Here is a 21,443-nt window from a genome sequence, read left to right as displayed (position 1 = left end):
TCATGAAGATTCAGACGCGACGCGGCCTGAAGGCTGCCCGCAACGCCGTGGTGGCCGGGGCCGCCGTGGCTGGTCTGGTCCTCGGATCGTCGGGTGTGGCCAGCGCCGACGTCGACGACCAGAACCGGATCGTGTCCGCCGGTAACGAGGTGATCGTTACGCAGAAGGACACGTTCATTCAGGGTGTGCCTCCGATCGGCGGCAGCCCGCTGAGCCGTCAGTGGTTCCACAACGGCATCGGTGTGGCCAACATCGTCGGCCCCGACGCGGCCGATTTCGAGGGCTCGACCTTCCAGTTCGGCTACCAGTTCGCGTGGGCCGGCAGCATCGACGGCTCGGTCGGCGTCAGCTGGACCTCGCCGGGCCTGGGTGCCGATACAACGAGCGAACGTACCCCGCGTTTTGTGCCTGTCTACGAGAAGGACGAAGCCGGGAACATCGTCAAGGATGCCGCTGGCAAGCCGGTCCCGGTCAAGCAAGACGGCAAGGATGTCTTTGTCGAGGATCCGGACGGCGGCGATATCGAGCTCACCGATATCGAGCTCGGCGTTTCCGACATCCTTCCGCAGGCCACCGCGGGTGTCGAGCTGACCGCGGCCCCGGGTATCGACGAGCTCGTCGTCGCCGAGGGCGAGTTCGACGGCGACTTCAAGGAAGTCCAGTTCGCGAACGTCCACGGTGCCGCCACCGGCGTCATCGGGCCGGTCCAGATCCGTCCGTTCGTCCGCGTGATCACCGCGAACGGCGACAACGTCACCACCTACGGCAAGGTCTGGACCATCTAGGTCGGCTTCCGCCACCCCTCGCAGTACATCCCCACCACGAAATACGGAGTAATCATGGGAATCAAGTCGCGTGGCTTCAAGGCCGCCCGTAACGCCGCCGTGTCCGGTGCCGCCGTTCTCGGCCTCGTCCTGGGTGCGACCGGCACCGCGCAGGCCGCTGTCGACGACCAGAACCGCATCATCTCCGATGGCCTCGAGGTCGTCGTGACGCAGGAGGACACCAACATCCAGGGTGTTCCCGCGCTCGGTGGCAGCCCGTTCAACCGTGAGTTCTTCCACAACGGCCGCGGCACCGCGAACCTGATCGGCGAGGGCGCTGCCGACGCCGAGGGCACCACCTTCCAGTTCGGCTACCAGTTCGCGTGGGCCGGCAGCATCGACGGCTCCATCGGGGTGACCTACTCGACGCCGCAGCTCGAAGCAGCTATGAACCTGAATCCGACGAATCTCGCCGAGCTCACCGATTTCGAGCTCGGAGTCACCGACATCCTCCCGCAGGCTCACGCCGAGCTGGCCCTGACCCCGGCTCCGGGCATCGAGGAGCTCGTCGTCGCCGAGGGCGAGTTCGACGGTGATTTCAAGACCGTCCAGTTCGCCAACGTCCACGGTGTTGCTTCCGGCGTCATCGGCTCCGTCCAGGTCCGTCCGTTCGTCCGCGCGATCACCGCGAACGGCGACAACGTCACCACCTACGGCAAGGCTTGGACCGTCTAAGAACGACAGTCCGGCAACCGCCGAACAAAGGCTGGGCCCCTCGGAATCTCCGAGGGGCCCAGTCCTTTTCGTGCCAGGCCCACGGAAAGAGGAGCATTACGACTTCGGGGCGTCCTTCGCGTGCGCACCGGCCTGACCCGCCTGCGCCTCGAGAATGTCGCGGATCTGGATGAGTAGGTCCTCCGCGCTGGCCTTCTCGTCGGACTTTTCCGTCGCGAACCGCTTTTTGGCGGCATTCGCCGGAACGATGAGCACGAAGTACACGACCGCCGCGATGATGACGAAGTTGATCGCCGCGGAGATGACCGCGCCGATGTTCACGAACGTCGCCGGGTTGTTCGCAAGGATCTGGAAGCCCCAGCCCATGTCGTTGTCGCCGCCGATGGCAGCGATGAGCGGGTTGATGATGTATTCGGTGAAGGCCGTCACGATGGCCACGAACGCGGTGCCCACGACCACCGCGACGGCGAGGTCGAGGACATTGCCTCTCAGCAGGAAATCCTTGAAGCCCTTCAGCATGGTCCGCTCTCCTCGTGTATGTGGTGCCGATCACATGTAGCTTCGAGGGAACCCTAAACCAACTCCACGGTTTGCACAGCGGCTCAGTGCATCCGGTTCGCAGGGCTCGGTGCATCCGGTTCGCACAGCTCAGTGCAACGTCACGGTCAGCGCGCTGACCAGCGACGCCGCCGCGACCGCCGTTGCCTGATCCGGCGCCAGGGCCAGCAGAACCACGCGTTCACGCTGGTCACGAGCACCTTCTGCGGAATGTGCGAGCACGACGGTCGCGCCCGTCGCCAGCACCTGCGCGTCGGGGGACCGGTCTTCGGATCCCGGCGCGACCGTGAGCACGTCGACGAGGTCGCCCTCGCGCAGCAGATCGCCGACACCCGCGTCGGCCAGCCGGATCGGAACCACGCGCGCATCCGGATTCCCCGTGGCCGCACTCGCCAGGCGTGGACCGAGCATGCGCACCGAGACGAGGATTTCGCCGGCGGGGACAGGGCCGGACAGGGTGTGGCCGACCGCGTCGGAGAGAAGGGTGAGCGCGCCGGACGGCACCGCCGCGGATTCGCGGTCGACGAGTTCGACGTCGTCGAGGGTGAGTGTGTGCCCGGGGCTCAGGTCGCGCACGGCGACGACGGCGGGGGAGCGGTCGCTCGAAGGCCCGTCCCGCAGCGCCGCGACGACGGCGATCAGCGCCAGAAGTGCGGCCGCGCCGCGCCGGGCCGCGACCGTGCGCGCCCAGCCCGGTCGCAGCAGCGTGCTCGCGCGATCGACGAGTGTGGGCTGCAGGGAGGTCGTGGCCCGAGGCCCGCCGGAGGGACGGAGGCGCGATCGGGGCGGGAACGGAAAAAGACCGGCAGGCATGGCCGAACCCTACGAGTTCGGCCATGCCTGTCGGCCTCGTGAAGCGCGAATTCGAGGCGATCTGTGGATGAACAGCCCGCCTGTGGACAACTCGCGATCAGCTCGCGGCGGCCGCCGGAGTCGAGCTGGACGAGCTGCTGCTCGAGGAGTCGGACTTGGCCGGCTCGCTCGCGGTGCTGCTGCCACCGCGCGAATCGGTGCGGTAGAAGCCGCTGCCCTTGAAGACGACACCGACGGAGTTGAACAGCTTGCGCAGCTTGCCGGTGCACTCCGGGCACTCGGTGAGGGAGTCGTCGCTGAACGACTGCACGATGTCGAAGCGGTTGTCGCAAGCCGTGCAGGCATATGAATAGGTGGGCACCGGTGAATCCTCCGCGCGTTCGAAAATAAATCGCAGCTTTAGCACTCTACAGTCGACAGTGCCAACGGCGCCAGTGTGAGAACTATTCCACCAGTGCGGTCAGCCCGCGGCTCGGCGTCAGGGCGTGCGTCATCCGGATGTCGTGCGGATCCTCGGGCAGTTCGTCGACCAGCTCCTCGTCGCGCACCACGGCGATCAGCCGGGCCGACGGGTCGGCAAGGTGCAGGGTCCGGTCGTAGAACCCGGCACCCCGGCCCAGGCGCACTCCGCGCCGGTCGACTGCCAGCGCCGGCACCAGCACCACCGACGCCTGCGCCACGGTTTCGGCGGCCAGCACCGGACCGCGAGGTTCGCGCAGACCGTAGTCCGCCGCCACGAGGTCGTCCTCGCCGGTGTACTCGGCCCACTCCAGGATGCTGTCCTTGCTGGTGAGTGGCACCAGCACCCGGATTCCGCCGTCCCGCAGGGCGTCGAGCAGTGCCAGGGACCCGGGTTCGGTACCCACCGGAATGTACGCGCAGACCGTCGCCCCGGATGTGGCCAGTGCGCGCGCCGACGCGGTCAGCGCATCGTCCTCGACGCGACGCTGGGCGTCGCTGCGGTCGCGCCGGGCGGCGAGGACCGATGTTCGCCAGACGGCCTTGGATCGTGCCTGCACACCGGCCACCTTAAGATCGTGAGGGGCTACCGCGTGGTAGCGAACGTTAGGGTGGGAGTCTATGACGAACAATACGACCGACGGCGTCCGACATTTCCGGACGGCAGTCGTGCCGGCGGCAGGAATGGGTACCCGGTTTCTCCCGGCGACCAAGACCGTGCCGAAGGAACTCCTTCCGGTCGTGGACACCCCGGGCATCGAACTCGTGGCCGGGGAGGCTGCCGATTCCGGTGCCGAACGGTTGCTGATCGTCACGTCCCCCGGCAAGGACGGCGTGGTCGCGCACTTCGTCGAGGATCTCGTGCTCGAGTCGAAGCTCGAGGAGAAGGGCAAGTACGAACTGCTCGCCAAGGTCCGCAAGGCTCCGGGCCTGCTCGAGGTCCAGTCCGTCGTCCAGGAACAGCCGCTCGGCCTCGGCCACGCCGTCGCCTGCGCGGAGAAGGCCCTCGACCCCGACGAGGACGCGATCGCGGTGCTGCTGCCCGACGACCTCGTGCTGCCCGTCGGCGTCCTCGAAACGATGCAGCGGGTGCGCGCCAAGCGCGGCGGCTCGGTGCTGTGCGCGATCGACGTGCCCAAGGAACAGATCAGCGCGTACGGCGTGTTCGACGTCGAGGTCGTGCCCGACGCCACGAACCCCGACGTGCTCAAGGTCCTCGGCATGGTCGAGAAGCCGGCCGTCGAGGACGCGCCGTCGACGTTCGCCGCCGCCGGCCGCTACCTGCTCGATCGCGCGATCTTCGACGCCCTGCGCCGCATCACACCCGGCGCCGGCGGCGAACTCCAGCTGACCGACGCGATTGCCCTGCTCATCGAGGAAGGGCACCCCGTGCACGTCGTCGTGCACCGCGGCACTCGACACGATCTCGGAAATCCCGGGGGCTACCTGCGCGCTGCGGTTGACTCTGCGTTGAACACCGAGGAATACGGTCCGTCTTTGCGTGAATGGCTCATCGAGCGCCTCGAGCGCTGACGGTCCACGGGTCGCGGCTGGAGGACGAGAGACGCTATGCGGTCGGTTGAGGAACAGCAGGCACGGGTCACGGCGGCAGCCGTCGCACCCAGGCCGGTTCGGGTGGCGATCTCCGAGGCGCAGGGCCTGCTCTGCGCCGAGGAAGTGGTCACCGAACGGCCGCTGCCGGGCTTCGACCAGGCCGCGATCGACGGATACGCGGTGCGCAGCGTCGACGTGCAGGATGCCGGGGTCACCGCCACCGAGGAGGACGGTGAACCGGCGGCCGAGCTGAGCCTGCCCGTCGTCGGGGAGGTTCGCGCCGGCTCGCGCCAGCCCATCCGGCTGCAACCCCGGCAGGCGGTGCGTGTCGACACCGGCGCACCGCTGCCCACCCTGGCCGACGCGGTGCTCCCGCTCGAGTTCACCGACGGCGGCACCGCCCGCATCAAGGTGCACAAGGCGGTCCGCAGCGGCGACTACGTGCGCCGCACCGGCGACGACGTGCAACCCGGGGACGTCGCGGTCCGCGCCGGGACCATCATCGGGTCGGCGCAGGTCGGCCTGCTCGCCGCGGTCGGACGCGACAAGGTGCTCGTGCACCCGCGACCGCGGTTGTCGGTCATCTCCGTCGGTGGCGAACTGGTCGACGTGGACCGCACGCCCGGACCGGGACAGGTGTACGACGTGAACTCGTACGCGCTGGCCGCCGCCGCGCGGGATGCGGGCGCCGACGTCAACCGTGTCGGCATCGTCGGCACCGACCCGAAGACGCTGCGCGAGGTCGTCGAGGGACAGCTGATCCGCTCGGAGATCGTCGTGATCGCGGGGGCGGTCGGCGGCGGTGCCCTCGAGGACGTGCGCGAAGCGCTGTCCGAACTCGGCCCACTCGAAGTGGACCGTGTCGCAATGCATCCCGGGTCCGTGCAGGGCTTCGGTCAGCTCGGCCGCGACGAGGTGCCCACATTCCTGTTGCCCGCCAACCCCGTCGGCGCGCTCGTCGTGTTCGAAGTGATGGTGCGGCCGCTGATCCGCATCGCACTCGGCCGTCGGCACCCGATGCGGCGGGTCGTCCCGGCACGCACGGTCTCGCCGATCACGTCCATCCCGGGCCGGAAGGGATTCCTGCGCGGCCAGCTGATGCGCGACGAGGCGACCGGCGACTACCTGGTGCAGGCGCTCGGTGGGGCGGCGGGCGCGTCGTCGCATCTGCTCGCCACGCTCGCCGAGGCGAACTGCCTGGTGTTGATCGATCCCGATGTCTCCGAGGTTCGCACCGGCGACCCCGTCGACGTGGCGTTCCTCGGGCAGCGCGGTTGATCGGGGCTCATCCGGGCTGGCCGGCGGATCTGGGTCCGTTGCGGGTCCGCGGCGGTCTGGTGACGGTGCGGTCCGTGCGGTTGCGCGACGCTGCCGCGTGGAGCCGGCTGCGGATCGCCGACCGCAATCACCTCGAACCGTGGGAGCCGACGGGCGATGCGCCGTGGGATGCGCGGCACCACATCTCGGTGTGGCCCGGGATGTACCGGAGTCTGCGTGCCGAGGCCCGCAAGGGGCACATGCTGCCGATGGCCATCGAACTCGACGGACAGTTCTGCGGGCAGCTCACCGTCGGCAACATCGTCCGCGGCGCTCTGCGGTCCGCCTGGATCGGTTACTGGGTCAGCAAGGACGTCAACGGGATGGGTGTCGCGACCGCGGCGGTCGCGCTGGGGCTCGACCACTGCTTCGGCCCGGTGGGTCTGCACCGTGTGGAGGCGACCGTGCGCCCGGAGAACGCGGCGAGCCGCGCGGTGCTCAGCAACGTCGGATTCCGTGAGGAAGGGCTGCTGCGGCGCTATCTCGACGTGCACGGCGCCTTCCGCGACCACCTGCTGGTCGCGATGACCGTCGAGGAGGTGCCGGGTTCGGTGTCGGACCGGCTCGTCCGGAGCGGTCGCGCCAGCTGGGCGTGAATCGGCGGATCACTATATCCACCTGTAACGGAGATTACGGTCATACCGCGTAGTAATACCCATGCGGACATATATTCGTGTGACTAGAGTGAAGGAAGTGTCACATGATTCGGCGTGACTCGTGTTGCAGTAGTTATCACATGAGTCCGGCGTTTCTGTCGGGGTGACCGAGCGGATGCCATTAGCCTGACTAGGTCAGTGGCGTCGACAGGCTGGTAGGCGACAACTGGGAGGAGGGCCGCCGGTATGCCGAACTCGCTCCTGTGGATCGGACTCGTTGCCGTGTGGCTGTTCGTCCTGGTGCCGATGCTGGTCACGAAGCGCCCCCGTATCCGCCAGACGACCGACGCCGCGCTCGCTACGCGTGTACTGCACCGTGGTGACGACGACCCGATCACCCCGCGTGGTCCGGCCGCCGGTCACCGCAGCGACCCGAACTGGCGTCCCAGTCGCGACCGTCGCCGCGCACCGCTGGCAGCCGGTCGGGTGGACCGCCCCGCGGAGGACAGCATGGACACTCAGGAACTCGTCGATCTCGACGAGCGGCCACCCGAAGAAGCCGATCGAGCTCCCGCCCGCGAGTTCGTGCCCGCACGTCGCGGTCGCGGCGGCTTCGATCCGCACGCCGACGCGGTCGCCCGGGCGGCGCGGTACGAGTTCCGGCAGCGCGCCGTGCTCGGACTGCTGTTCGCGGCGATCATGACCGCGGCGCTCGCCCTCATCGCCTCGCCGGCCCTGTGGTGGCTGTGCGCGCTGGCGACGGCTGCGCTGATCGGCTACCTGTTCTACCTGCGCCGGCAGGTGCGGCTCGAGCAGGAGATCCGTCGTCGCCGTATGGCCCGTCTCGCGCGGTCGCGGCTCGGCGTCGAATCGCGCAGCGACGAGGAACTGCGCCTGATCCCGTCGCGGCTGCGGCGCCCCGGTGCCGTCGTCCTCGAGGTGGACGACGAGGACCCGGTCTTCGAACATCTCGACACTTACGCCGACGAGGTCGACACCCACGAACCTCGCGAACCCCGCGAGGAGTCGGACTACGAAGTGCGCCGCGCGTCCGGTCAGTGACCGCGTCGGCCCGTGACGACATGGGCCACCAGGGGTGCCGACACCGTTCCGTCCGCCTCCACGTACCGGGCCAGTTCGGTCCTCACGTCGCGGCGGATGGCCTCGCGGGTTACAGGTTCGATCCGCTCGGCGAGCGGGCTCCCGTCGATTTCCGTGTCCACGAACGTCTCCGGTGACGAGAAGCGGGCGGTGCCGGTGTGTGTCGTGCACCGGTCGACGCTCGCGCCCGCCTCGCCGACCAGCGCAGTCAGTTCGTCGCGGTCACCGCAACTCCAGTAGGTGTTCAGCAGCGACACCGCGTCGGGACCGGCGTGACGCGCCGCCACCTCGACGAGCAGCCGGTAGGCGGGCTGATCCGGCAGGGCCGCCGGCACGCACACGGTGAATCCGCGTGCGACGCGGTTCATCTCGGTCAGTGCTCGCCGACGGTCGGGGAAGAACATCAGCGCCATCTGGCACAGCGCGGCGTCGAACGTGTCGTCGGGAAACGGCAGTGCGCCGGCGTCGCCGAGGCACCACCCGAGGTCGGGACGGATGCGCCGGGCCACCGCGAGCATGCCGGCGTTCAGGTCGAGGCCGACGGCCCGGCCGTGCGGTCCGACCCGGTCGGCGGCTACGCGGGCCACCACCCCCGTCCCGCAGGCGACATCGAGGATCCGCTGACCCTCGGCGACCGCGGCCTGTTCGACGACGAGTGGAGCCCACTGGGCGAACAGCGCCGGCACGAATCGGGATTCGTAGACTTCGGCGGCATCGGACGAGACCTGGAACGTTTCACGCCTGGTCATGTCCTTCATCCTTGTCCCTGTTACCGCATTTGACCAGGCGATTTCGTGCATGGGCAATCGGTTTGCTAGAGTTTGCGAGCGGTTCCGAGAGGGACCGATGGGGCTGTGGCGCAGTTGGTAGCGCGCTTCGTTCGCATCGAAGAGGTCAGGGGTTCGATTCCCCTCAGCTCCACCATCTCGACGAGGTTTCAACCCTGCGCCCGATACGGGCGCAGGGTTTCTTCGTATTCGGCCCAGTCGGACCGGTGCGAGGTATTTGCCCGGAACGGCGGATATCGTGCGCCGCTGTCTCGACCGGGGTGTACTGGGTGGCACCCGAGACCCCGATCGAGGAGGACACGTCGTGAGGCCCATAACCGTTGTCGTCTCCGTGCCGGTCACCGATCTGACGCGCACGCTGCGGTTCTACCGCGACGGACTGGGGCTCGAGACGCCGGGCATCGACGAGGGGATCATCCCGATCGAGTTGCCGAACCTCTCCCTGTTCCTGATCGAACGGCAGGAGTACGCGCTGTACGCCGTCCGCGGAGGCGTCGAGTACGGCGGACAGCCGGTGCCGGGTACCTGCATCTTCTCCTGCGCGATCGCCGACAAGGAGGAAGTGGACCGAACCATCGAGCGGGCGCGAGAGGCCGGCGGCTCGGTGCCCGGCCCCGCCGAGGAGCAGGACGGCTCGTACACCGGATACGTCGCCGACCCCGACGGCCACCTGTGGGAACTCGTCTGGAACGCGCAGACCGAAGCCGCCGCCGCCGAGTAGTCCCGGCCTCGCGCTCGGCGTCCCGATCCGTGACCGCCGGCTGGACCGTTATCGCAACGGCATCCGATCCGGTGGCAGGTCACAACGAAATTGGGAAGACTGGGTGACATGGAACACAGGATGAGTGACGACGAACTTCGGCGTGCGATTCGGGTGCTCCGCGAACGCGCCGAGACAGCACGGCACGAGAACCGAACGGACGACGCCGAGCAGATCGAGGAAACGATCCGCCAGTACCAGGAGGAGATGGCGCAGCGTCTCTGACGGCCACCGCGCACCTCACCGGATGTCCACGTGCTCCGGGCGGAAGCGGTGGTCGTAGTACCACAGGAAGGTGTTGCGGTACCCCCACGCCGCGATGCGGCGGCACGACCCGTAGACGACCGCCCCGCGGCGTTTGCCGTATTCCGAGGTCAGCGTGCGCACCCTGCCGTGCAGGGCCTTGTCCTCGTGCTCGTCCTCGATGCGGGTGCGCGGAAACCCGCCGGCGGCCTCGTACAGCTCCGCGGTGATCGCCATGTTGCAGCCCGGGGTGAGGATGTACGGCCCGTGGAACTGCGGGCCGCGAAAGTCGGGGTTCAGCTTGCCGAGGTAGGTACCGAGCACGAACATCGTGCGCATCCCGAGCATCTGTGACCACGACAGCCCCTCGTCGGTGCGGGGACGCATCCGGCCGGCGATCATCCGCAGTCCCGCGTCGAACCCCGCGGTGAGTTCCGCGGTCCAGTTCGTATCGGGGAGGCAGTCGGCGTCGGTCCGCGCGAGGCGGGTCGCGCCGCGTGCCGCGGCGAAACGCATCCCGGTGTCGGCGGCCGCCCCGGTGCCCTTCTCCGGTTCCTCGACGACCTCGACGGACATGTCGGGATGGGCGGCGGAGAACTCCCGTACCCGCTGCACCGTGCGGTCGGTGGACATGTTGTCCACGACGACGACGTCGAAGTCCCGGTACCGTTGCGCGGCCAGCGCGCTCAGCGTCTGCCCTATGCGGGCTTCCTCGTCGAGGGCCGGGATCACCACGCACAGATCGGCCACGCCACTTCCCGAACGGTTATCCGTCATCGGATGCCCCCCTCATCGGATGTCCCCCCTTGTCACCGGATGTCCACCGCCTCCGGCCGGAACCGATGCTCGGCGTACCAGCGCAGCGTGTTGCGGATTCCCCAGGCGGAGAACCGTCGCGTGGACATGCGGACGCGGACCGAGCGGCGCAGACCGTAGTCGGTGGTCAGGGTGCGCACCCGGTTGTGCAGGTACCGGTCCTCGTGCTCGTCCTGGATCCGGGTGCGCGGAAAGCCCCCCGCGGCCTCGTACAGCTCCGCGGTGATCGCCATGTTGCATCCGGGTGTGAGGACGTAGGTTCCGAGGAACTGCGGGCCGCGGGTGATCCTCCGGACCTTGGCGACGAGCGATCCGATCTCGATGACGATGCGCATGAGCACCAGCCGGGCGGGGGACAGGCCCTCGTCGGTGCGGGGCAGCAGTTGTCCTGCGATGCTGCGCAGGCCGTCGTCGAAGGCCACCTCGATCTGCTCGGTCCAGTCGGGTTCGGGCACGCAGTCCGCGTCGGTCCGTGCCAGCCGCACGGCCCCCGCCTCGATGGCGTAGCGCATGCCGGTGTCCGCGGCGGCTCCGGTGCCCTTCTGCGGTTCGTGGATCAGGGTGAGGTCCAGGTCCGGGTGTGCGGAGGCGAATTCGTCGACGATCTCGACGGTGGAGTCGGTCGAGCCGTTGTCGACGACGACCACGCGGAACTCGCGATTGCGCTGGTGCCGGAGTGCGGTGAGGGTGGCTGTGATGCCGGGGGCCTCGTTGTAGGCCGGGATCACAACCCACAGGTCTGACGCCATGTGGCCGTCCTCGGATGGCAGGGGCGAAGGTGGGCCCAGGCTACCGGCGCCGGGGGCGAATTCAGGACGAAATGGCGGAATGCGCCTCTCTGCTCTTGGAAAGCCGCGTACCGTCCTCGAGAGCCGGGTCCGGATTTGCAGGGGGAAGGGGCTCCGATGGTCGCACTGACCATGGAATCGACCGGTCTGCCGCACCCACGGTGGCGGGTGCCGATACTGGGGGACGTGCTCGTGGTGTCACCGCACCGAGCCATCCAGGATTCCTGGACGATGAGTCGCCGGCTCGGGCCGATCTTCGAGCGACGCGCCCTCGGGCACCGCTTCGTCCTGGTGTCGGGAGTCGACCTGGTCGCCGAGCTGTCCGACGAGACGCGATTCGCCAAGCACGTCGCGCCGGGTGTGGAGGCGCTACGCGGGATCGGTGGCGACGCACTGTTCACCGCCTACAACCACGAAAAGAACTGGGCCCGTGCCCATGCGCTGCTGACGCCGGCGTTCACCCGGTCGGCGATGCGCAGCTATCACGCGGTGATGTGCGATGTCGCGTCCGACCTGGTCGGGTACTGGAACCGGAGCGCCGGCCGGCCGGTCGACGTGGTCGAGGACATGATCAAGGTCGCGTTCGAGACCGTGGGGCGGGCAGGACTCGGGCACTCGTTCGGCTCGTTCGACCGTGCCAGTGCCCATCCCGCACGCGCGGCGATGGCCCGGAGCCTCGTTCATGCTCAGCGCCGGACGCTGCGGAACGTCCCGGGGCTGCGCCGCATCGCCTACGGGTTCGCGGATCGCAGGAACGCCGCCGATCTGGCGTTCCTGCACGACTCGATCGACGAGATCATTCGCGCGCGAGTCCGGTCCGGTCCCGCGCCGGACACCGATCTGCTCGAGATCATGCTCGACGCGGCCCGCCGGGACGACCCGAACCGCCTGGACCGCGACAACATCCGCTACCAGGCGCTGACGTTCCTGCTCGCCGGGCACGAGACCACCGCCGCTCTGCTCGCGTTCGCGTTGCACTATCTCTCGCAGGATCCGGAGTTGTATGCGTCGGCCCGTGCCGAGGTCGACGCGGTGTGGGGCAGCGGGACCCCCGAATTCGAGCAGGTGCCCAAGCTGAGGTTGCTCCGACGGATCGTCGACGAGACACTGCGGTTGTGGCCCCCGGTTCCGGCGTTCGCCCGCGAGGCTCGCACCGACACCGTGCTCGGCGGCCGGTACAGCATGCAGGCCGGCGACTGGGTCGTGGTTCTCGTGCTTGCGCTGCACCGTGATCCGGTGTGGGGCGACGACCCCGACCGATTCGATCCGGACCGGTTTCTTCCCGATCGGATCCGGCTGCGCCCACCGCACGTCTACAAGCCGTTCGGCACCGGTGCCCGGGCCTGTATCGGACGGCAATTCGCAGTGCACGAAGCAGTTCTCGTGCTCGGCACGATCCTGCGCGAGTACGACCTCGTGCCCGATCCCGGCTATCGGCTGCGCATCCACGAACGGCTCAGTCTCTCGCCCGCGGGCCTCTCGCTGACGCCGCGCCCACGGCGTCCGAGCGGTCCTGCGTAGCGCTCGGGGGTCACGTAGGCTGGCGACTCCGCACCTTCGTGACTGAGGAGACGAGTTGGGGATCAAGTCGTTCAAGGGGGCACTGACCGTCGTCACCGGTGCTGCGAGCGGTATCGGCAGGGCGGTCGCGATCGCCGCCGCGGACGAGGGCGCTCGTCTGTTGCTCACCGACATCGACGAGGCGGGCCTCGACGACGTGGTGGCGCTCATCGGTTCCCGCGGCGGAGAGGTCCTGCACCACAGCGCCTTCGACATCACGGATTTCGAGGCCGTGCGGGCCTTCGCCGACGAGGTCCACGAGCGGTTCGGCAGCGTCGACGTCGTGATGAACATCGCCGGCACGTCGGTGTGGGGCACCGTCGAAAACCTCGAGCACCGGCACTGGAAGAAGATGGTCGACGTCAATCTGATGGGGCCCATCCACGTCATCGAGTGCTTCGTACCGTCGATGATCGAGGCGGGCCGTGGCGGGCAGCTGGTCAACGTGTCCTCCGCGGCCGGACTGCTCGCGCTTCCGTGGCACGCCGCGTACAGCGCCGCGAAGTTCGGGGTGCGCGGTGTCTCCGAGGTGTTGCGCCACGACCTGAAACGGCACCGGATCGGGGTGAGCCTCGTGGTGCCCGGTGCGGTGCGCACGCCCCTCGTCGACGCCGCCGAGATCGCCGGGTTCGACCGCAAGGATCCGCGCATCCAGGCATTCACCCGCAGGTTCTCGGCGCACGGGATCACCCCGGAGCTGGCGGCGAAGCGGATCCTCGCCGGTGTCAAGCGCAACCGATTCCTCGTCTACACGTCGTTCGACATCCGGTTCGGCTACTGGTGGGCCCGCAAGTTCGCGCCCCCGTACGAGTACACGATGCAGAAGGCCAACGACTACTTCAGCAAGGTGCTGCTGCCGCCGGTGTGAGCGGCCGGGCGCTTCGCGCCCCGTGTGCCTTTGTGGCGCCTCCCACCGCCACAACGGCACACCGGGTCTAGCTCGTCGTGTGCCGCGTGAGTTGTGCGTGCAGATGATGGGTCAGCGGCGTCGAGTCGTGCGCCATCCACAGGTCGTAGGTGAGGGTGTCGCCGTCGAGGACGAACCGGCGGCGCAGCTCGTGCACGGGCTTCGCGTCCGGTGACCGCTCGAGATGCACGGCGGTGAAATCGAGGACGCCGTGCGTGAGCCGCGACCGCTGGATCTCGACGAAGCCGGTGGGCTGCGACACCAGAAGTTCCACTTCGTGACCACTGCGGCGCAGGTAGCCGTTCTCGGTGTGCAGCGGGCGCCCGTCGTCGCGGGCACGGGTGCGGCTGACGTACATCAGGAACGGTTTTCCGGGAATCGACGTGAACTCGATCGTCTCGTCGTAGGCGAAGTCGTCGATGGTGGGGTAGTGGCCGTCGCCGCCGCCGACCCATCGGCCGACGAACGGTGCAAGTTCGCCGAGCGGGTCCGAATCCGTCACGTGTGGTGCTCCTCGCTCGCGTATGGGCACGTCGATCCTCCCACCCGCCGGGCAGCGGCACTACCGTTGACGCATGAATGCGCAGTTGTGTGTCGATTCCGAGGTCGGGGCCCTCACGACGGTCCTGCTGCACCGGCCCGGTGCGGAACTCGAGCGGCTGACGCCCCGCAACAACGACCAGTTGCTGTTCGACGCGTTGCCGTGGGTGGCGCGCGCCCAGGAGGAACACGACGCCTTCGCCGAGCTGCTGCGCAGCCGTGGGGTCGAGGTGCTGCTGCTCGCAGATCTGCTCCGCGAAACCCTCGAGGTCAGCGGCGCCGCGCGCATCCAGGGGATTTCCTCGGCCGTCGACCCGCGCAGGCTCGGGCACGCGCTCGCGCAGGACCTGGCCGCGCACCTGCGGACGCTGCCGGCCCCGGAACTGACCCGGATTCTGGTCGCGGGAATGACGTTCGACGAACTGCCCGAAACCGGCACGGCCGGCCCGCCGTCGCTGGTGCGGCTCATGCACCACGGCGGCGACTTCGTGATCGATCCCCTGCCGAATCTGCTGTTCACCCGCGACTCGTCGTTCTGGATCGGGCCGCGCGTCGCGATCCCGACGCTCGCGCTGCCCGCCCGTCGGCGCGAGGCCTCGCTCACCGACCTCATCTACGCGTTCCACCCACGGTTCCTCGGGGTGCGCCGCGCCTACGAATCGCACACCGCGCCCGTCGAAGGCGGCGACGTGCTGCTGCTCGCGCCGGGGGTCATCGCCGTCGGCGTGGGGGAGCGCACCTCACCGGCCGGTGCGGAAGCATTGGCGCGCAGTGTGTTCGAGGACGGCCTGGCACACACGGTGCTGGCGGTGCCGATCGCGCAGCAGCGGGCGTCGATGCACCTGGACACCGTGTGCACGATGGTCGACATCGACGCGGTCGTCATGTATCCGGCGATCCGGGACACGCTCGAGGCCTTCACGATCCGCCGGGACGACGGCGACGCCCGCATCGACGGGCCGCGACCGTTCCTCGAGGCCGCGGCCGAGGCGATGGGTATCGACAAGCTCCGTGTCATCGACACCGGCTTGGACTCGGTCGTCGCCGAACGGGAACAGTGGGACGACGGCAACAACACCCTCGCGGTCGCGCCGGGAGTGGTCGTCGCCTACGAGCGGAACGTCGAGACAAACGCGCGGCTCGAGGCAGCGGGTATCGAGGTGCTGCGGATCGCCGGGTCGGAACTGGGATCGGGCCGGGGCGGGCCGCGGTGCATGTCGTGCCCGCTCGCACGGGCCGTGCTCTGACCCTCCGCCCCTTTACTTCTTCCGAGCGAATGTATCGCTCGTCTCCTTCAACCGACCGAGCGGTACATTCGCTCGGGAAGAGGGGGCGGGCGCTCGGGAAGAGGGGGCGGGCGCTCGGGAAAAGGGGGGCGCTCGGGACAAGGGGCGGGTGATTGAAACCGCGTCGGGTGGGTATCTGGGTGGGATGAAACAGCTCGACGCGGTCCTCGAGGCGCCGTTCGCGGCGGCCTCGGCGGTGCGGCACGCGCGCATCTTCCATCCGCACGGCGTTCTCGCTCGGGGGCACGCCGAGCTGGTGTCGAGCTGGTGGCCGACGCAGGGGCAGGTGCCGGTCACTGTCCGGTTGTCCCGCGGAATCGGGCTTCCCGCAATGCTTCCCGACTTCCTCGGCGTGGCGGTGCGGCTGCACCTGAGCGTCGGGCTGTGGGACATCCTGCTGGTCACCGCACACGGGCGTGTGCCCGTGCTGTTGTCGCCGGCGCGGAGCTGGTCGGGCGCCCACTACAGCAGCGTCACCGCGTTCCGCACGCGCGAGCACCCGGATCTGCGATGGGTGGTGGCGGAACCGGAAGCCGGGCTCCCGGAGTCGGCGGATGCGGACGCGCTGGCCGACAGCGGCACGTTGCGCTTCGGGTTGTCGCTGAAATCTGCGGGAGGCGAGGTGGCACCCGCCGGGCAGCTCGTCGTGGAGACACTGCCGGGTGACGGTGAGCGACCCGCGTTCGATCCGGTGCTCAACTGCCCGGCCGAGGTGGACATGTGGCCGGGGTGGATCGCTGCGGCGCGCCGGGCCGCGTACCGGGGCAGCCGGGCGGGCCGGCACGCACAGTCCGAGTAGAACGACGCGTAGTCCGAGAAGAACGCCCACGTCTCCGGCCGGAGACGTGGGCGCGTGCCGTCAGAGGATCTCGCGGACCTTGTCGACCGGGCGCGCGAGCACGGTGCCCTTGTCGGTGACGACGATCGGCCGCTCGATGAGGATCGGGTTGTCGACCATCGCATCGATCAGTTCGTCCTCGGACGCGTCGGCGAGGTTCAGTTCGGTGAACAGCGCTTCCTTCCGGCGGATCGCCTCGCTGGGCTTCAGGCCCGCATCGTCGAGCAGCTTGCGCAGGCCGTCGCGGGACGGCGGGGTCTCGAGGTACTTGACGACGGTCGGTTCGAGGCCGGCCTCCTGGAGGACCTTCAAGGTGTTGCGGGACGTGCTGCAGCGCGGGTTGTGGTAGATCGTCGCGGTCTTGGCCATGGCCGTTATTGTGCCGCGTGCCGCATCGGGCGTCCCTGCAATGCTTGCCGTGTTCGCCGTCACCCGTGGCATGTCCCGTTTGAAGGTTGCCCGCCCGCCCCCTACGATTTTCCGCCGTCAATACATGCGTAATGCCGATTGGGAGGAGCCGGGTACATGCTCAAGGGGTTCAGGGATTTCCTGCTGCGTGGGAACGTGGTGGAACTGGCGGTCGCCGTCGTCGTCGGTGCCGCGTTCACCGCGATCGTCACCGCGTTCACCAACAACATCGTCAACCCGCTCGTCGCGGCGGTCGGTGGTGCCAACGAGTACGGCTGGGGATTCCAGATCACTTCCAGCCCTGAGACTTTCATCAACATCGGTGCGGTCGTCACCGCGGTGATCAACTTCGTGATCATCGCCGCGGTCGTGTACTTCGTGCTCATCGTCCCGGTCAACGCCGCGAAGAACCGTTTCGCTCCGCCGAAGGAGTCCGAGGACAAGCCGCTGAGCGAGACGGACCTGCTCATCCAGATCCGCGACCTGCTCGAGAAGGGCACGTACGCGAAGGGTTCGGACGACGACGATCACGACAAGGCGCGTGTCTGATCGGTCACACTCCATACGCACTTCCCACCGGCCCCGGGCAGCATGCCCGGGGCCGGTGCGTTGTGCGCTGGTACATTGCTCGCGTGCTCGACATCGCCATCGACCAGAGCTCTCAGACCCCACCGTTCGAACAGTTGCGCCGTCGCATCGTCGAGCTGGTCCGCCGCGACGAACTGATCGCCGGCACCAAACTCCCGACCGTGCGCGCTCTCGCCGAGCATCTCGGGATCGCGCCGAACACCGTCGCGAAGACCTATCGGGAACTCGAACAGGCCGGGGTCCTCGAGACGCGCGGGCGCGCGGGCACGTTCGTCGCGACGGCCGCGTCGGGTGATCCGACGCTCACCCTCGCCCAGCGCGCGACCACCGCCTACGTCGCGGAGTTGCGGGCCCTCGGCATGTCGGACGACGAGATCCTCGAGTTCGTGGTCGCCGCGGTCCGCGGAGCCTGACACCTCCCGAGTGTCCGATTCGTTCCCCGAGTCGGAAACGACCGGTTCGGGAGGACCTTTCCCGGTCGCAGGTGCTTGCGCCGCACCCGTTCGAGGGCGAGCGTTGATCCATGGCCGTGCCTGCGGATCGAACCGGTTCGACTGCTGCGCCCGGGACGCCCCGGCCGCAGACACCACCCGGCGTCGGCCCACCCGGTCCGGCGTCACCCGCGGCGGACCGGGACCGGCGACCCTCGACGGACCGCGTCGTGTTCGGTGTCGCCGCGGCCCTGGTCGTCGCGATCGTCGTGTGGGGCCTGACCGCCCCCGAGAACCTGAACACGGTGACCGGCCGGGTACTGGACTGGCTCGTCGTGGACCTCGGCTGGCTGTTCGTCCTCACCGCCAGCGGATTCGTGATCTTCGCGCTGTGGCTCGCGATGAGCAGGTACGGGACGATTCCGCTCGGCAAGGACGGCGAGAAGCCCGAGTTCCGCACGGTGAGCTGGATCGCGATGATGTTCAGCGCCGGCATGGGCATCGGCCTGATGTTCTACGGGGTCGCCGAACCGCTCTCGCACTTCGTGACGCCGCCGCCCCGCAGCGCCGGTGGCGCCGGACCGGCGATGGCCACGACCATGTTCCACTGGAGTCTGCACCCGTGGTCGATCTACGCGGTCGTGGGTCTGTCGATCGCGTACGGCACCTACCGCAAAGGCCGGAAGCAGCTGATCAGCTCGGCGTTCGTGCCGCTGCTCGGCAGCCGCGCGGAGGGCCCGCTCGGCAAGGTCATCGACATCCTCGCGCTGTACGCGACGTTGTTCGGCACCGCCGCCTCGCTCGGGCTCGGAGCCCTGCAGATCGGTTCCGGATTCGAGGTCACGGGCTGGATGGAGGAGACCGGCGTCCTGCTGCTCGTCGCGATCGTCGCGATCCTGACGTGCGCGTTCATCGCCTCGGCGGTGTCCGGCGTCGCCAAGGGCATCCAGTGGCTGTCGAACATCAACATGGTGCTGGCGCTGAGCCTCGCGCTGTTCGTGTTCGTGCTGGGGCCGACGGTGCTGATCCTCAACCTGATCCCGACGACCCTCGGCGCCTACGCCTCGGACCTGGCTCGCATGTCCGCACGCACTGCCGCCTCGAGCGCCGAAGCGGGCGAATGGCTTTCGTCGTGGACGATCTTCTACTGGGCGTGGTGGATCTCGTGGACCCCGTTCGTCGGCATGTTCCTGGCCCGCATCAGCCGGGGCCGGACCATCCGCCAGTTCGTCGTCGGTGTCATCATCGTGCCCAGCATCGTGAGCCTGTTGTGGTTCGCGGTGTTCGGCGGGGCGGCCATCGGCCAGCAGCAGGACGGCCACGACATCGCCGGCGCAGGCAGCCTCGAGGGGCAGTTGTTCGGGATGCTCGGCAACCTGCCGCTCGTCGGGGTGTCGACGTTCGTCGTGATGCTGCTCGTCGCGATCTTCTTCGTCTCGGGTGCCGATGCCGCGTCGATGGTGATGGGCACCCTCACCCAACGCGGGACGCTCTCGCCCGGCCGATGGATCGTCGTGTTCTGGGGCGCGCTCACCGGCGGGGTGGCCGCGCTACTGCTGTGGACCGGCGGGTCGGAAGCGCTCGGTGCTCTCCAGACCATGACGATCATCGCCGCGGCACCGTTCGTGGTCGTCATGGTCGGGTTGTGCATCTCCCTCTACCGTGACCTGTCGCGAGATCCGCTCCTCGGCGGGCGCCGGCCGACGCTGCGGCGCACCGGATGACCGCCGTCCCGGACCGTATCGCGTTCGCGGTCGAGGCGATGGCCCCGCGTCCCGGCATGCGGGTGCTCGAGATCGGATGCGGGGGAGGAGTGGCCGTGTCGCTGGTGCACGAGCGCATCGGCCCCGACGGCACGATCCTCGGGGTGGACGGTTCGGCGACGCAGATCGACCGCGCGCGTCGGCGCAACGAGGCGGCGGCCGGGGTCGAGTTGCGGGTGGCCCGGTTCCCGGACGTCGACGGCGGTCCGTTCGACCTGATCTTCGCGATCGATGTGCCCGCTTTCCGTTCCGGCGACCCGGCCGTGCCCGCCGCAGCGGCCGCGCTGCTGCGCCCCGGCGGTGAACTGTGGGTGTTCGACGAACCCCCGCCGGGCACCGCGACCGGACCGATCTCGATGCGGATCAGCGCCCTGCTGTCGGAGGCGGGATTCGCGATCGTCGACATGGTCGAGCGGGGCCGGACCGTGGGGGTCCTTGCGGCGCCGCCGGAGTCGGTCGAGAAAGGTTGATCGTTCACCGTGCGCCGCCGTGGCCGGTGCGCGACAGTGATGATCATGAAGTCGGCAGCACCCCGGCTCTTGTCGGCCTTCGAAGCCCTGATCGGTGTCGACCTACCCGTCCGTGTCCGCTGCTGGGACGGGTCCGAGGCCGGCCCGCCCGACGCGGCCGCGCGTGTCGTCGTGAACCGCCGTCGCGCCCTGCGTCGCATGCTGTGGGCGCCCAACGAACTCGGCCTGACCCGCGCCTACATCTCCGGTGATCTCGACGTCGACGATCTGTTCCCCCTGCTCGGCATCCCGGAAGTGGTCGACCGGATCGGGGACCATCGGCTCGCCGGCCTGCGCCCCCGCACCCTCGCGCGTGCCGCGGCGACTCTTGTGCGGCTCGGCGCGGTCGGGCCGCCGCCGCGACCACCCGCCGTCGAGATCCGCCGCCGCCGGGGGATCCGGCACAGCCGCGACCGCGACTCGCTCGTGGTGTCGCACCACTACGACGTCGGCAACGACTTCTACCGGCTGTTCCTCGGCTCGACCATGGTCTATTCGTGCGGCTACTGGGTGGACGACGACGCCCGGCTGGACACCGCACAGCGCGACAAGTGCGATCTGGTGTGCCGCAAGCTGGGACTCGCTCCGGGGATGCGGCTGCTCGACGTCGGCTGCGGCTGGGGTTCGCTGGCGATGCACGCCGCCCGCGACTACGGGGTCGACGTGGTCGGGGTGACGGTCAGCCGCGAACAGCGCGACCTGGCGACGAAACGGATCGCCGAGGCCGGATTGTCCGATCGGATCGAGATCCGGTTGCAGGACTACCGCGACATCGACGACGGTCCCTTCGACGCGATCGCGAGCGTCGGCATGTCCGAGCACGTGGGGCTGGTGAACCTGCCGCTGTACGCCGCGGAGCTGCACGCCCTGCTGCGGCCCGGCGGCCGGTTGCTCAACCACGCGATCGCGCGGGTGCGGTCGTTGCCGGACAAGCCCGGTCGTGCCCCGTCGTTCATCGACCACTACATCTTCCCGGACGGCGAGGTGCTGCCGCTCAGCAGGACGATCGACGCCTTCGAACGAGCCGGAATCGAGGTGCGCGACAGCGAATCGCTGCGCGAACACTATGCGCTGACCCTGCGCGCCTGGGTGTCGAACCTGCTCGGATCGTGGGACGAGGCGGTGCGGCTGGCCGGTGAGGAACGGGCCCGCACCTGGCTGCTGTACCTGACGGCGAGCGCCCTCGGGTTCGAAGCACCGAACCGGCTCACCGTCCATCAGGTCCTCGCGGTGCGTCCCACCGCGGACGGCGCCAGCGGGATGCCTCGTACCCGCGATCGGTGGCTCCGCGGCACGCGCGCCGCCACCTGATTGTCGGACC

General features: G+C 68.8%; 26 protein-coding genes and 1 tRNA gene. 18 read left to right on the top strand and 9 right to left on the bottom strand.

From position 1 onward, the window contains the following. The first annotated feature begins 2 nt into the window (after positions 1-2). Together ACWDUD_RS21430 and ACWDUD_RS21425 are read left to right on the top strand one after the other, a co-directional pair. Entirely contained in the window at positions 3-785 is a 783-nt protein-coding gene (locus ACWDUD_RS21430; RefSeq protein ID WP_450110589.1) for an MspA family porin, read from the top strand. 54 nt (positions 786-839) lie between these two features. Continuing rightward, positions 840-1,499, top strand: a complete 660-nt coding sequence (locus tag ACWDUD_RS21425; protein WP_450110588.1) for an MspA family porin — start codon at positions 840-842, stop codon at positions 1,497-1,499. Between the two features lie 96 nt (positions 1,500-1,595). Here the strand turns inward: ACWDUD_RS21425 and mscL (ACWDUD_RS21420) are convergent, their stop codons facing one another. The 4 genes from mscL (ACWDUD_RS21420) to ACWDUD_RS21405 form a co-directional block, all read right to left on the bottom strand. Next, the gene (gene mscL, locus ACWDUD_RS21420; protein ID WP_420750863.1) at positions 1,596-2,018 is read right to left on the bottom strand and encodes a large conductance mechanosensitive channel protein MscL; all 423 of its coding nucleotides are present in this window, start codon (positions 2,016-2,018) and stop codon (positions 1,596-1,598) included. Between the two features lie 129 nt (positions 2,019-2,147). Then, positions 2,148-2,870 (bottom strand): SAF domain-containing protein, encoded by a 723-nt coding sequence (locus tag ACWDUD_RS21415; RefSeq protein ID WP_450110587.1) that lies wholly within the window; start codon positions 2,868-2,870, stop codon positions 2,148-2,150. 97 nt (positions 2,871-2,967) lie between these two features. Then, positions 2,968-3,231: an FmdB family zinc ribbon protein gene (locus ACWDUD_RS21410; protein WP_197252449.1), complete on the bottom strand. Its 264-nt coding sequence runs from the start codon at positions 3,229-3,231 to the stop codon at positions 2,968-2,970. Between the two features lie 82 nt (positions 3,232-3,313). Then, the gene (locus ACWDUD_RS21405) at positions 3,314-3,889 is read right to left on the bottom strand and encodes a 5-formyltetrahydrofolate cyclo-ligase (RefSeq protein ID WP_450110586.1); all 576 of its coding nucleotides are present in this window, start codon (positions 3,887-3,889) and stop codon (positions 3,314-3,316) included. A gap of 61 nt (positions 3,890-3,950) precedes the next feature. Between ACWDUD_RS21405 and ACWDUD_RS21400 the strand changes: the two genes are divergently transcribed. The 4 genes from ACWDUD_RS21400 (at position 3,951) to sepX (ending at position 7,858) form a co-directional block, all read left to right on the top strand. Continuing rightward, positions 3,951-4,862, top strand: coding sequence for a UTP--glucose-1-phosphate uridylyltransferase (locus ACWDUD_RS21400; protein WP_450110585.1), 912 nt, complete (start codon positions 3,951-3,953; stop codon positions 4,860-4,862). A 36-nt stretch (positions 4,863-4,898) separates the two neighbouring features. Further along, positions 4,899-6,161 (top strand): molybdotransferase-like divisome protein Glp, encoded by a 1,263-nt coding sequence (gene glp / locus ACWDUD_RS21395; RefSeq protein WP_450110584.1) that lies wholly within the window; start codon positions 4,899-4,901, stop codon positions 6,159-6,161. Then, complete coding sequence (locus ACWDUD_RS21390; protein ID WP_248675979.1) at positions 6,161-6,796, top strand: GNAT family N-acetyltransferase; 636 nt, start codon at positions 6,161-6,163, stop codon at positions 6,794-6,796. The genes glp and ACWDUD_RS21390 overlap by 1 nt, the downstream gene beginning before the upstream one ends. A 246-nt stretch (positions 6,797-7,042) precedes the next feature. Continuing rightward, positions 7,043-7,858, top strand: a complete 816-nt coding sequence (gene sepX / locus ACWDUD_RS21385; protein WP_450110583.1) for a divisome protein SepX/GlpR — start codon at positions 7,043-7,045, stop codon at positions 7,856-7,858. On the opposite strand, the gene ACWDUD_RS21380 is transcribed toward sepX, so the two are convergent. Beyond that, a complete protein-coding gene (locus tag ACWDUD_RS21380; protein WP_450110582.1) occupies positions 7,852-8,646 on the bottom strand; it encodes a methyltransferase domain-containing protein in 795 nt (264 codons plus the stop codon). The genes sepX and ACWDUD_RS21380 overlap by 7 nt on opposite strands. Before the next feature lie 99 nt (positions 8,647-8,745). Between ACWDUD_RS21380 and ACWDUD_RS21375 the strand changes: the two genes are divergently transcribed. The 3 genes from ACWDUD_RS21375 to ACWDUD_RS21365 all read left to right on the top strand — a co-directional run bounded on the left by ACWDUD_RS21375 (position 8,746) and on the right by ACWDUD_RS21365 (position 9,670). Further along, positions 8,746-8,821 (top strand) — tRNA-Ala (locus tag ACWDUD_RS21375). Positions 8,822-8,989: 168 nt separating this feature from the next. After that, the gene (locus tag ACWDUD_RS21370) at positions 8,990-9,406 is read left to right on the top strand and encodes a VOC family protein (protein WP_450110581.1); all 417 of its coding nucleotides are present in this window, start codon (positions 8,990-8,992) and stop codon (positions 9,404-9,406) included. 120 nt (positions 9,407-9,526) lie between these two features. Continuing rightward, complete coding sequence (locus ACWDUD_RS21365) at positions 9,527-9,670, top strand: hypothetical protein (protein ID WP_197252478.1); 144 nt, start codon at positions 9,527-9,529, stop codon at positions 9,668-9,670. Between the two features lie 15 nt (positions 9,671-9,685). On the opposite strand, the gene ACWDUD_RS21360 is transcribed toward ACWDUD_RS21365, so the two are convergent. Both ACWDUD_RS21360 and ACWDUD_RS21355 read right to left on the bottom strand, forming a co-directional pair. Then, a complete protein-coding gene (locus tag ACWDUD_RS21360; protein WP_450110580.1) occupies positions 9,686-10,438 on the bottom strand; it encodes a glycosyltransferase in 753 nt (250 codons plus the stop codon). A gap of 59 nt (positions 10,439-10,497) precedes the next feature. Continuing rightward, the gene (locus ACWDUD_RS21355) at positions 10,498-11,253 is read right to left on the bottom strand and encodes a glycosyltransferase (protein ID WP_450110579.1); all 756 of its coding nucleotides are present in this window, start codon (positions 11,251-11,253) and stop codon (positions 10,498-10,500) included. A gap of 156 nt (positions 11,254-11,409) precedes the next feature. Between ACWDUD_RS21355 and ACWDUD_RS21350 the strand changes: the two genes are divergently transcribed. Both ACWDUD_RS21350 and ACWDUD_RS21345 read left to right on the top strand, forming a co-directional pair. Then, positions 11,410-12,813, top strand: coding sequence for a cytochrome P450 (locus ACWDUD_RS21350; RefSeq protein WP_450110578.1), 1,404 nt, complete (start codon positions 11,410-11,412; stop codon positions 12,811-12,813). Between the two features lie 55 nt (positions 12,814-12,868). Beyond that, positions 12,869-13,720 (top strand): SDR family oxidoreductase, encoded by an 852-nt coding sequence (locus ACWDUD_RS21345; RefSeq protein ID WP_197251647.1) that lies wholly within the window; start codon positions 12,869-12,871, stop codon positions 13,718-13,720. A 67-nt stretch (positions 13,721-13,787) separates the two neighbouring features. Here ACWDUD_RS21345 and ACWDUD_RS21340 read toward each other — a convergent pair whose 3' ends face one another. Beyond that, positions 13,788-14,261, bottom strand: a complete 474-nt coding sequence (locus ACWDUD_RS21340; protein ID WP_450110577.1) for an FABP family protein — start codon at positions 14,259-14,261, stop codon at positions 13,788-13,790. Positions 14,262-14,334: 73 nt separating this feature from the next. Here ACWDUD_RS21340 and arcA point away from each other — a divergent pair, with 73 nt between their 5' ends. Together arcA and ACWDUD_RS21330 are read left to right on the top strand one after the other, a co-directional pair. Next, on the top strand, positions 14,335-15,546 hold the full coding sequence (gene arcA, locus ACWDUD_RS21335; RefSeq protein ID WP_450110576.1) for an arginine deiminase: 1,212 nt from the start codon (positions 14,335-14,337) through the stop codon (positions 15,544-15,546). Positions 15,547-15,730: 184 nt separating this feature from the next. Beyond that, entirely contained in the window at positions 15,731-16,384 is a 654-nt protein-coding gene (locus tag ACWDUD_RS21330) for a phosphodiesterase (protein WP_450110575.1), read from the top strand. A gap of 60 nt (positions 16,385-16,444) precedes the next feature. Here the strand turns inward: ACWDUD_RS21330 and arsC are convergent, their stop codons facing one another. Next, complete coding sequence (gene arsC, locus ACWDUD_RS21325; RefSeq protein WP_197250007.1) at positions 16,445-16,792, bottom strand: arsenate reductase (glutaredoxin); 348 nt, start codon at positions 16,790-16,792, stop codon at positions 16,445-16,447. 156 nt (positions 16,793-16,948) lie between these two features. Between arsC and mscL (ACWDUD_RS21320) the strand changes: the two genes are divergently transcribed. The 5 genes from mscL (ACWDUD_RS21320) (at position 16,949) to ACWDUD_RS21300 (ending at position 21,433) form a co-directional block, all read left to right on the top strand. Next, entirely contained in the window at positions 16,949-17,380 is a 432-nt protein-coding gene (gene mscL, locus ACWDUD_RS21320; protein ID WP_197250008.1) for a large conductance mechanosensitive channel protein MscL, read from the top strand. Positions 17,381-17,463: 83 nt separating this feature from the next. Then, positions 17,464-17,832, top strand: a complete 369-nt coding sequence (locus tag ACWDUD_RS21315; protein WP_197250009.1) for a GntR family transcriptional regulator — start codon at positions 17,464-17,466, stop codon at positions 17,830-17,832. A gap of 110 nt (positions 17,833-17,942) precedes the next feature. Then, a complete protein-coding gene (locus ACWDUD_RS21310) occupies positions 17,943-19,574 on the top strand; it encodes a BCCT family transporter (protein ID WP_450110574.1) in 1,632 nt (543 codons plus the stop codon). After that, entirely contained in the window at positions 19,571-20,083 is a 513-nt protein-coding gene (locus ACWDUD_RS21305; protein WP_197250011.1) for a class I SAM-dependent methyltransferase, read from the top strand. The genes ACWDUD_RS21310 and ACWDUD_RS21305 overlap by 4 nt, the downstream gene beginning before the upstream one ends. A gap of 45 nt (positions 20,084-20,128) precedes the next feature. After that, the gene (locus ACWDUD_RS21300; protein WP_374068474.1) at positions 20,129-21,433 is read left to right on the top strand and encodes a class I SAM-dependent methyltransferase; all 1,305 of its coding nucleotides are present in this window, start codon (positions 20,129-20,131) and stop codon (positions 21,431-21,433) included. The last annotated feature ends 10 nt before the right edge of the window (positions 21,434-21,443 follow it).

It is taken from the genome of Rhodococcus sp. NPDC003382 (genome assembly GCF_053589135.1).
Note: the sequence above shows the minus strand (reverse complement) of the source record. Positions and strands in the feature narration are given on the sequence as shown.

Excerpts from the sequence above, each read along its gene's own strand:
- ACWDUD_RS21430 (WP_450110589.1), top strand. The coding sequence starts at position 3 with ATGAAGATTCAGACGCGACGCGGCCTGAAGGCTGCCCGCAACGCCGTG.
- ACWDUD_RS21425 (WP_450110588.1), top strand. The coding sequence starts at position 840 with ATGGGAATCAAGTCGCGTGGCTTCAAGGCCGCCCGTAACGCCGCCGTG.
- mscL (WP_420750863.1), bottom strand. The coding sequence starts at position 2,018 with ATGCTGAAGGGCTTCAAGGATTTCCTGCTGAGAGGCAATGTCCTCGAC.
- ACWDUD_RS21415 (WP_450110587.1), bottom strand. The coding sequence starts at position 2,870 with ATGCCTGCCGGTCTTTTTCCGTTCCCGCCCCGATCGCGCCTCCGTCCC.
- ACWDUD_RS21400 (WP_450110585.1), top strand. The coding sequence starts at position 3,951 with ATGACGAACAATACGACCGACGGCGTCCGACATTTCCGGACGGCAGTC.
- glp (WP_450110584.1), top strand. The coding sequence starts at position 4,899 with ATGCGGTCGGTTGAGGAACAGCAGGCACGGGTCACGGCGGCAGCCGTC.
- sepX (WP_450110583.1), top strand. The coding sequence starts at position 7,043 with ATGCCGAACTCGCTCCTGTGGATCGGACTCGTTGCCGTGTGGCTGTTC.
- ACWDUD_RS21380 (WP_450110582.1), bottom strand. The coding sequence starts at position 8,646 with ATGACCAGGCGTGAAACGTTCCAGGTCTCGTCCGATGCCGCCGAAGTC.
- ACWDUD_RS21365 (WP_197252478.1), top strand. The coding sequence starts at position 9,527 with ATGAGTGACGACGAACTTCGGCGTGCGATTCGGGTGCTCCGCGAACGC.
- ACWDUD_RS21355 (WP_450110579.1), bottom strand. The coding sequence starts at position 11,253 with ATGGCGTCAGACCTGTGGGTTGTGATCCCGGCCTACAACGAGGCCCCC.
- ACWDUD_RS21350 (WP_450110578.1), top strand. The coding sequence starts at position 11,410 with ATGGTCGCACTGACCATGGAATCGACCGGTCTGCCGCACCCACGGTGG.
- arcA (WP_450110576.1), top strand. The coding sequence starts at position 14,335 with ATGAATGCGCAGTTGTGTGTCGATTCCGAGGTCGGGGCCCTCACGACG.
- ACWDUD_RS21330 (WP_450110575.1), top strand. The coding sequence starts at position 15,731 with ATGAAACAGCTCGACGCGGTCCTCGAGGCGCCGTTCGCGGCGGCCTCG.
- arsC (WP_197250007.1), bottom strand. The coding sequence starts at position 16,792 with ATGGCCAAGACCGCGACGATCTACCACAACCCGCGCTGCAGCACGTCC.
- mscL (WP_197250008.1), top strand. The coding sequence starts at position 16,949 with ATGCTCAAGGGGTTCAGGGATTTCCTGCTGCGTGGGAACGTGGTGGAA.
- ACWDUD_RS21310 (WP_450110574.1), top strand. The coding sequence starts at position 17,943 with ATGGCCGTGCCTGCGGATCGAACCGGTTCGACTGCTGCGCCCGGGACG.
- ACWDUD_RS21305 (WP_197250011.1), top strand. The coding sequence starts at position 19,571 with ATGACCGCCGTCCCGGACCGTATCGCGTTCGCGGTCGAGGCGATGGCC.
- ACWDUD_RS21300 (WP_374068474.1), top strand. The coding sequence starts at position 20,129 with ATGAAGTCGGCAGCACCCCGGCTCTTGTCGGCCTTCGAAGCCCTGATC.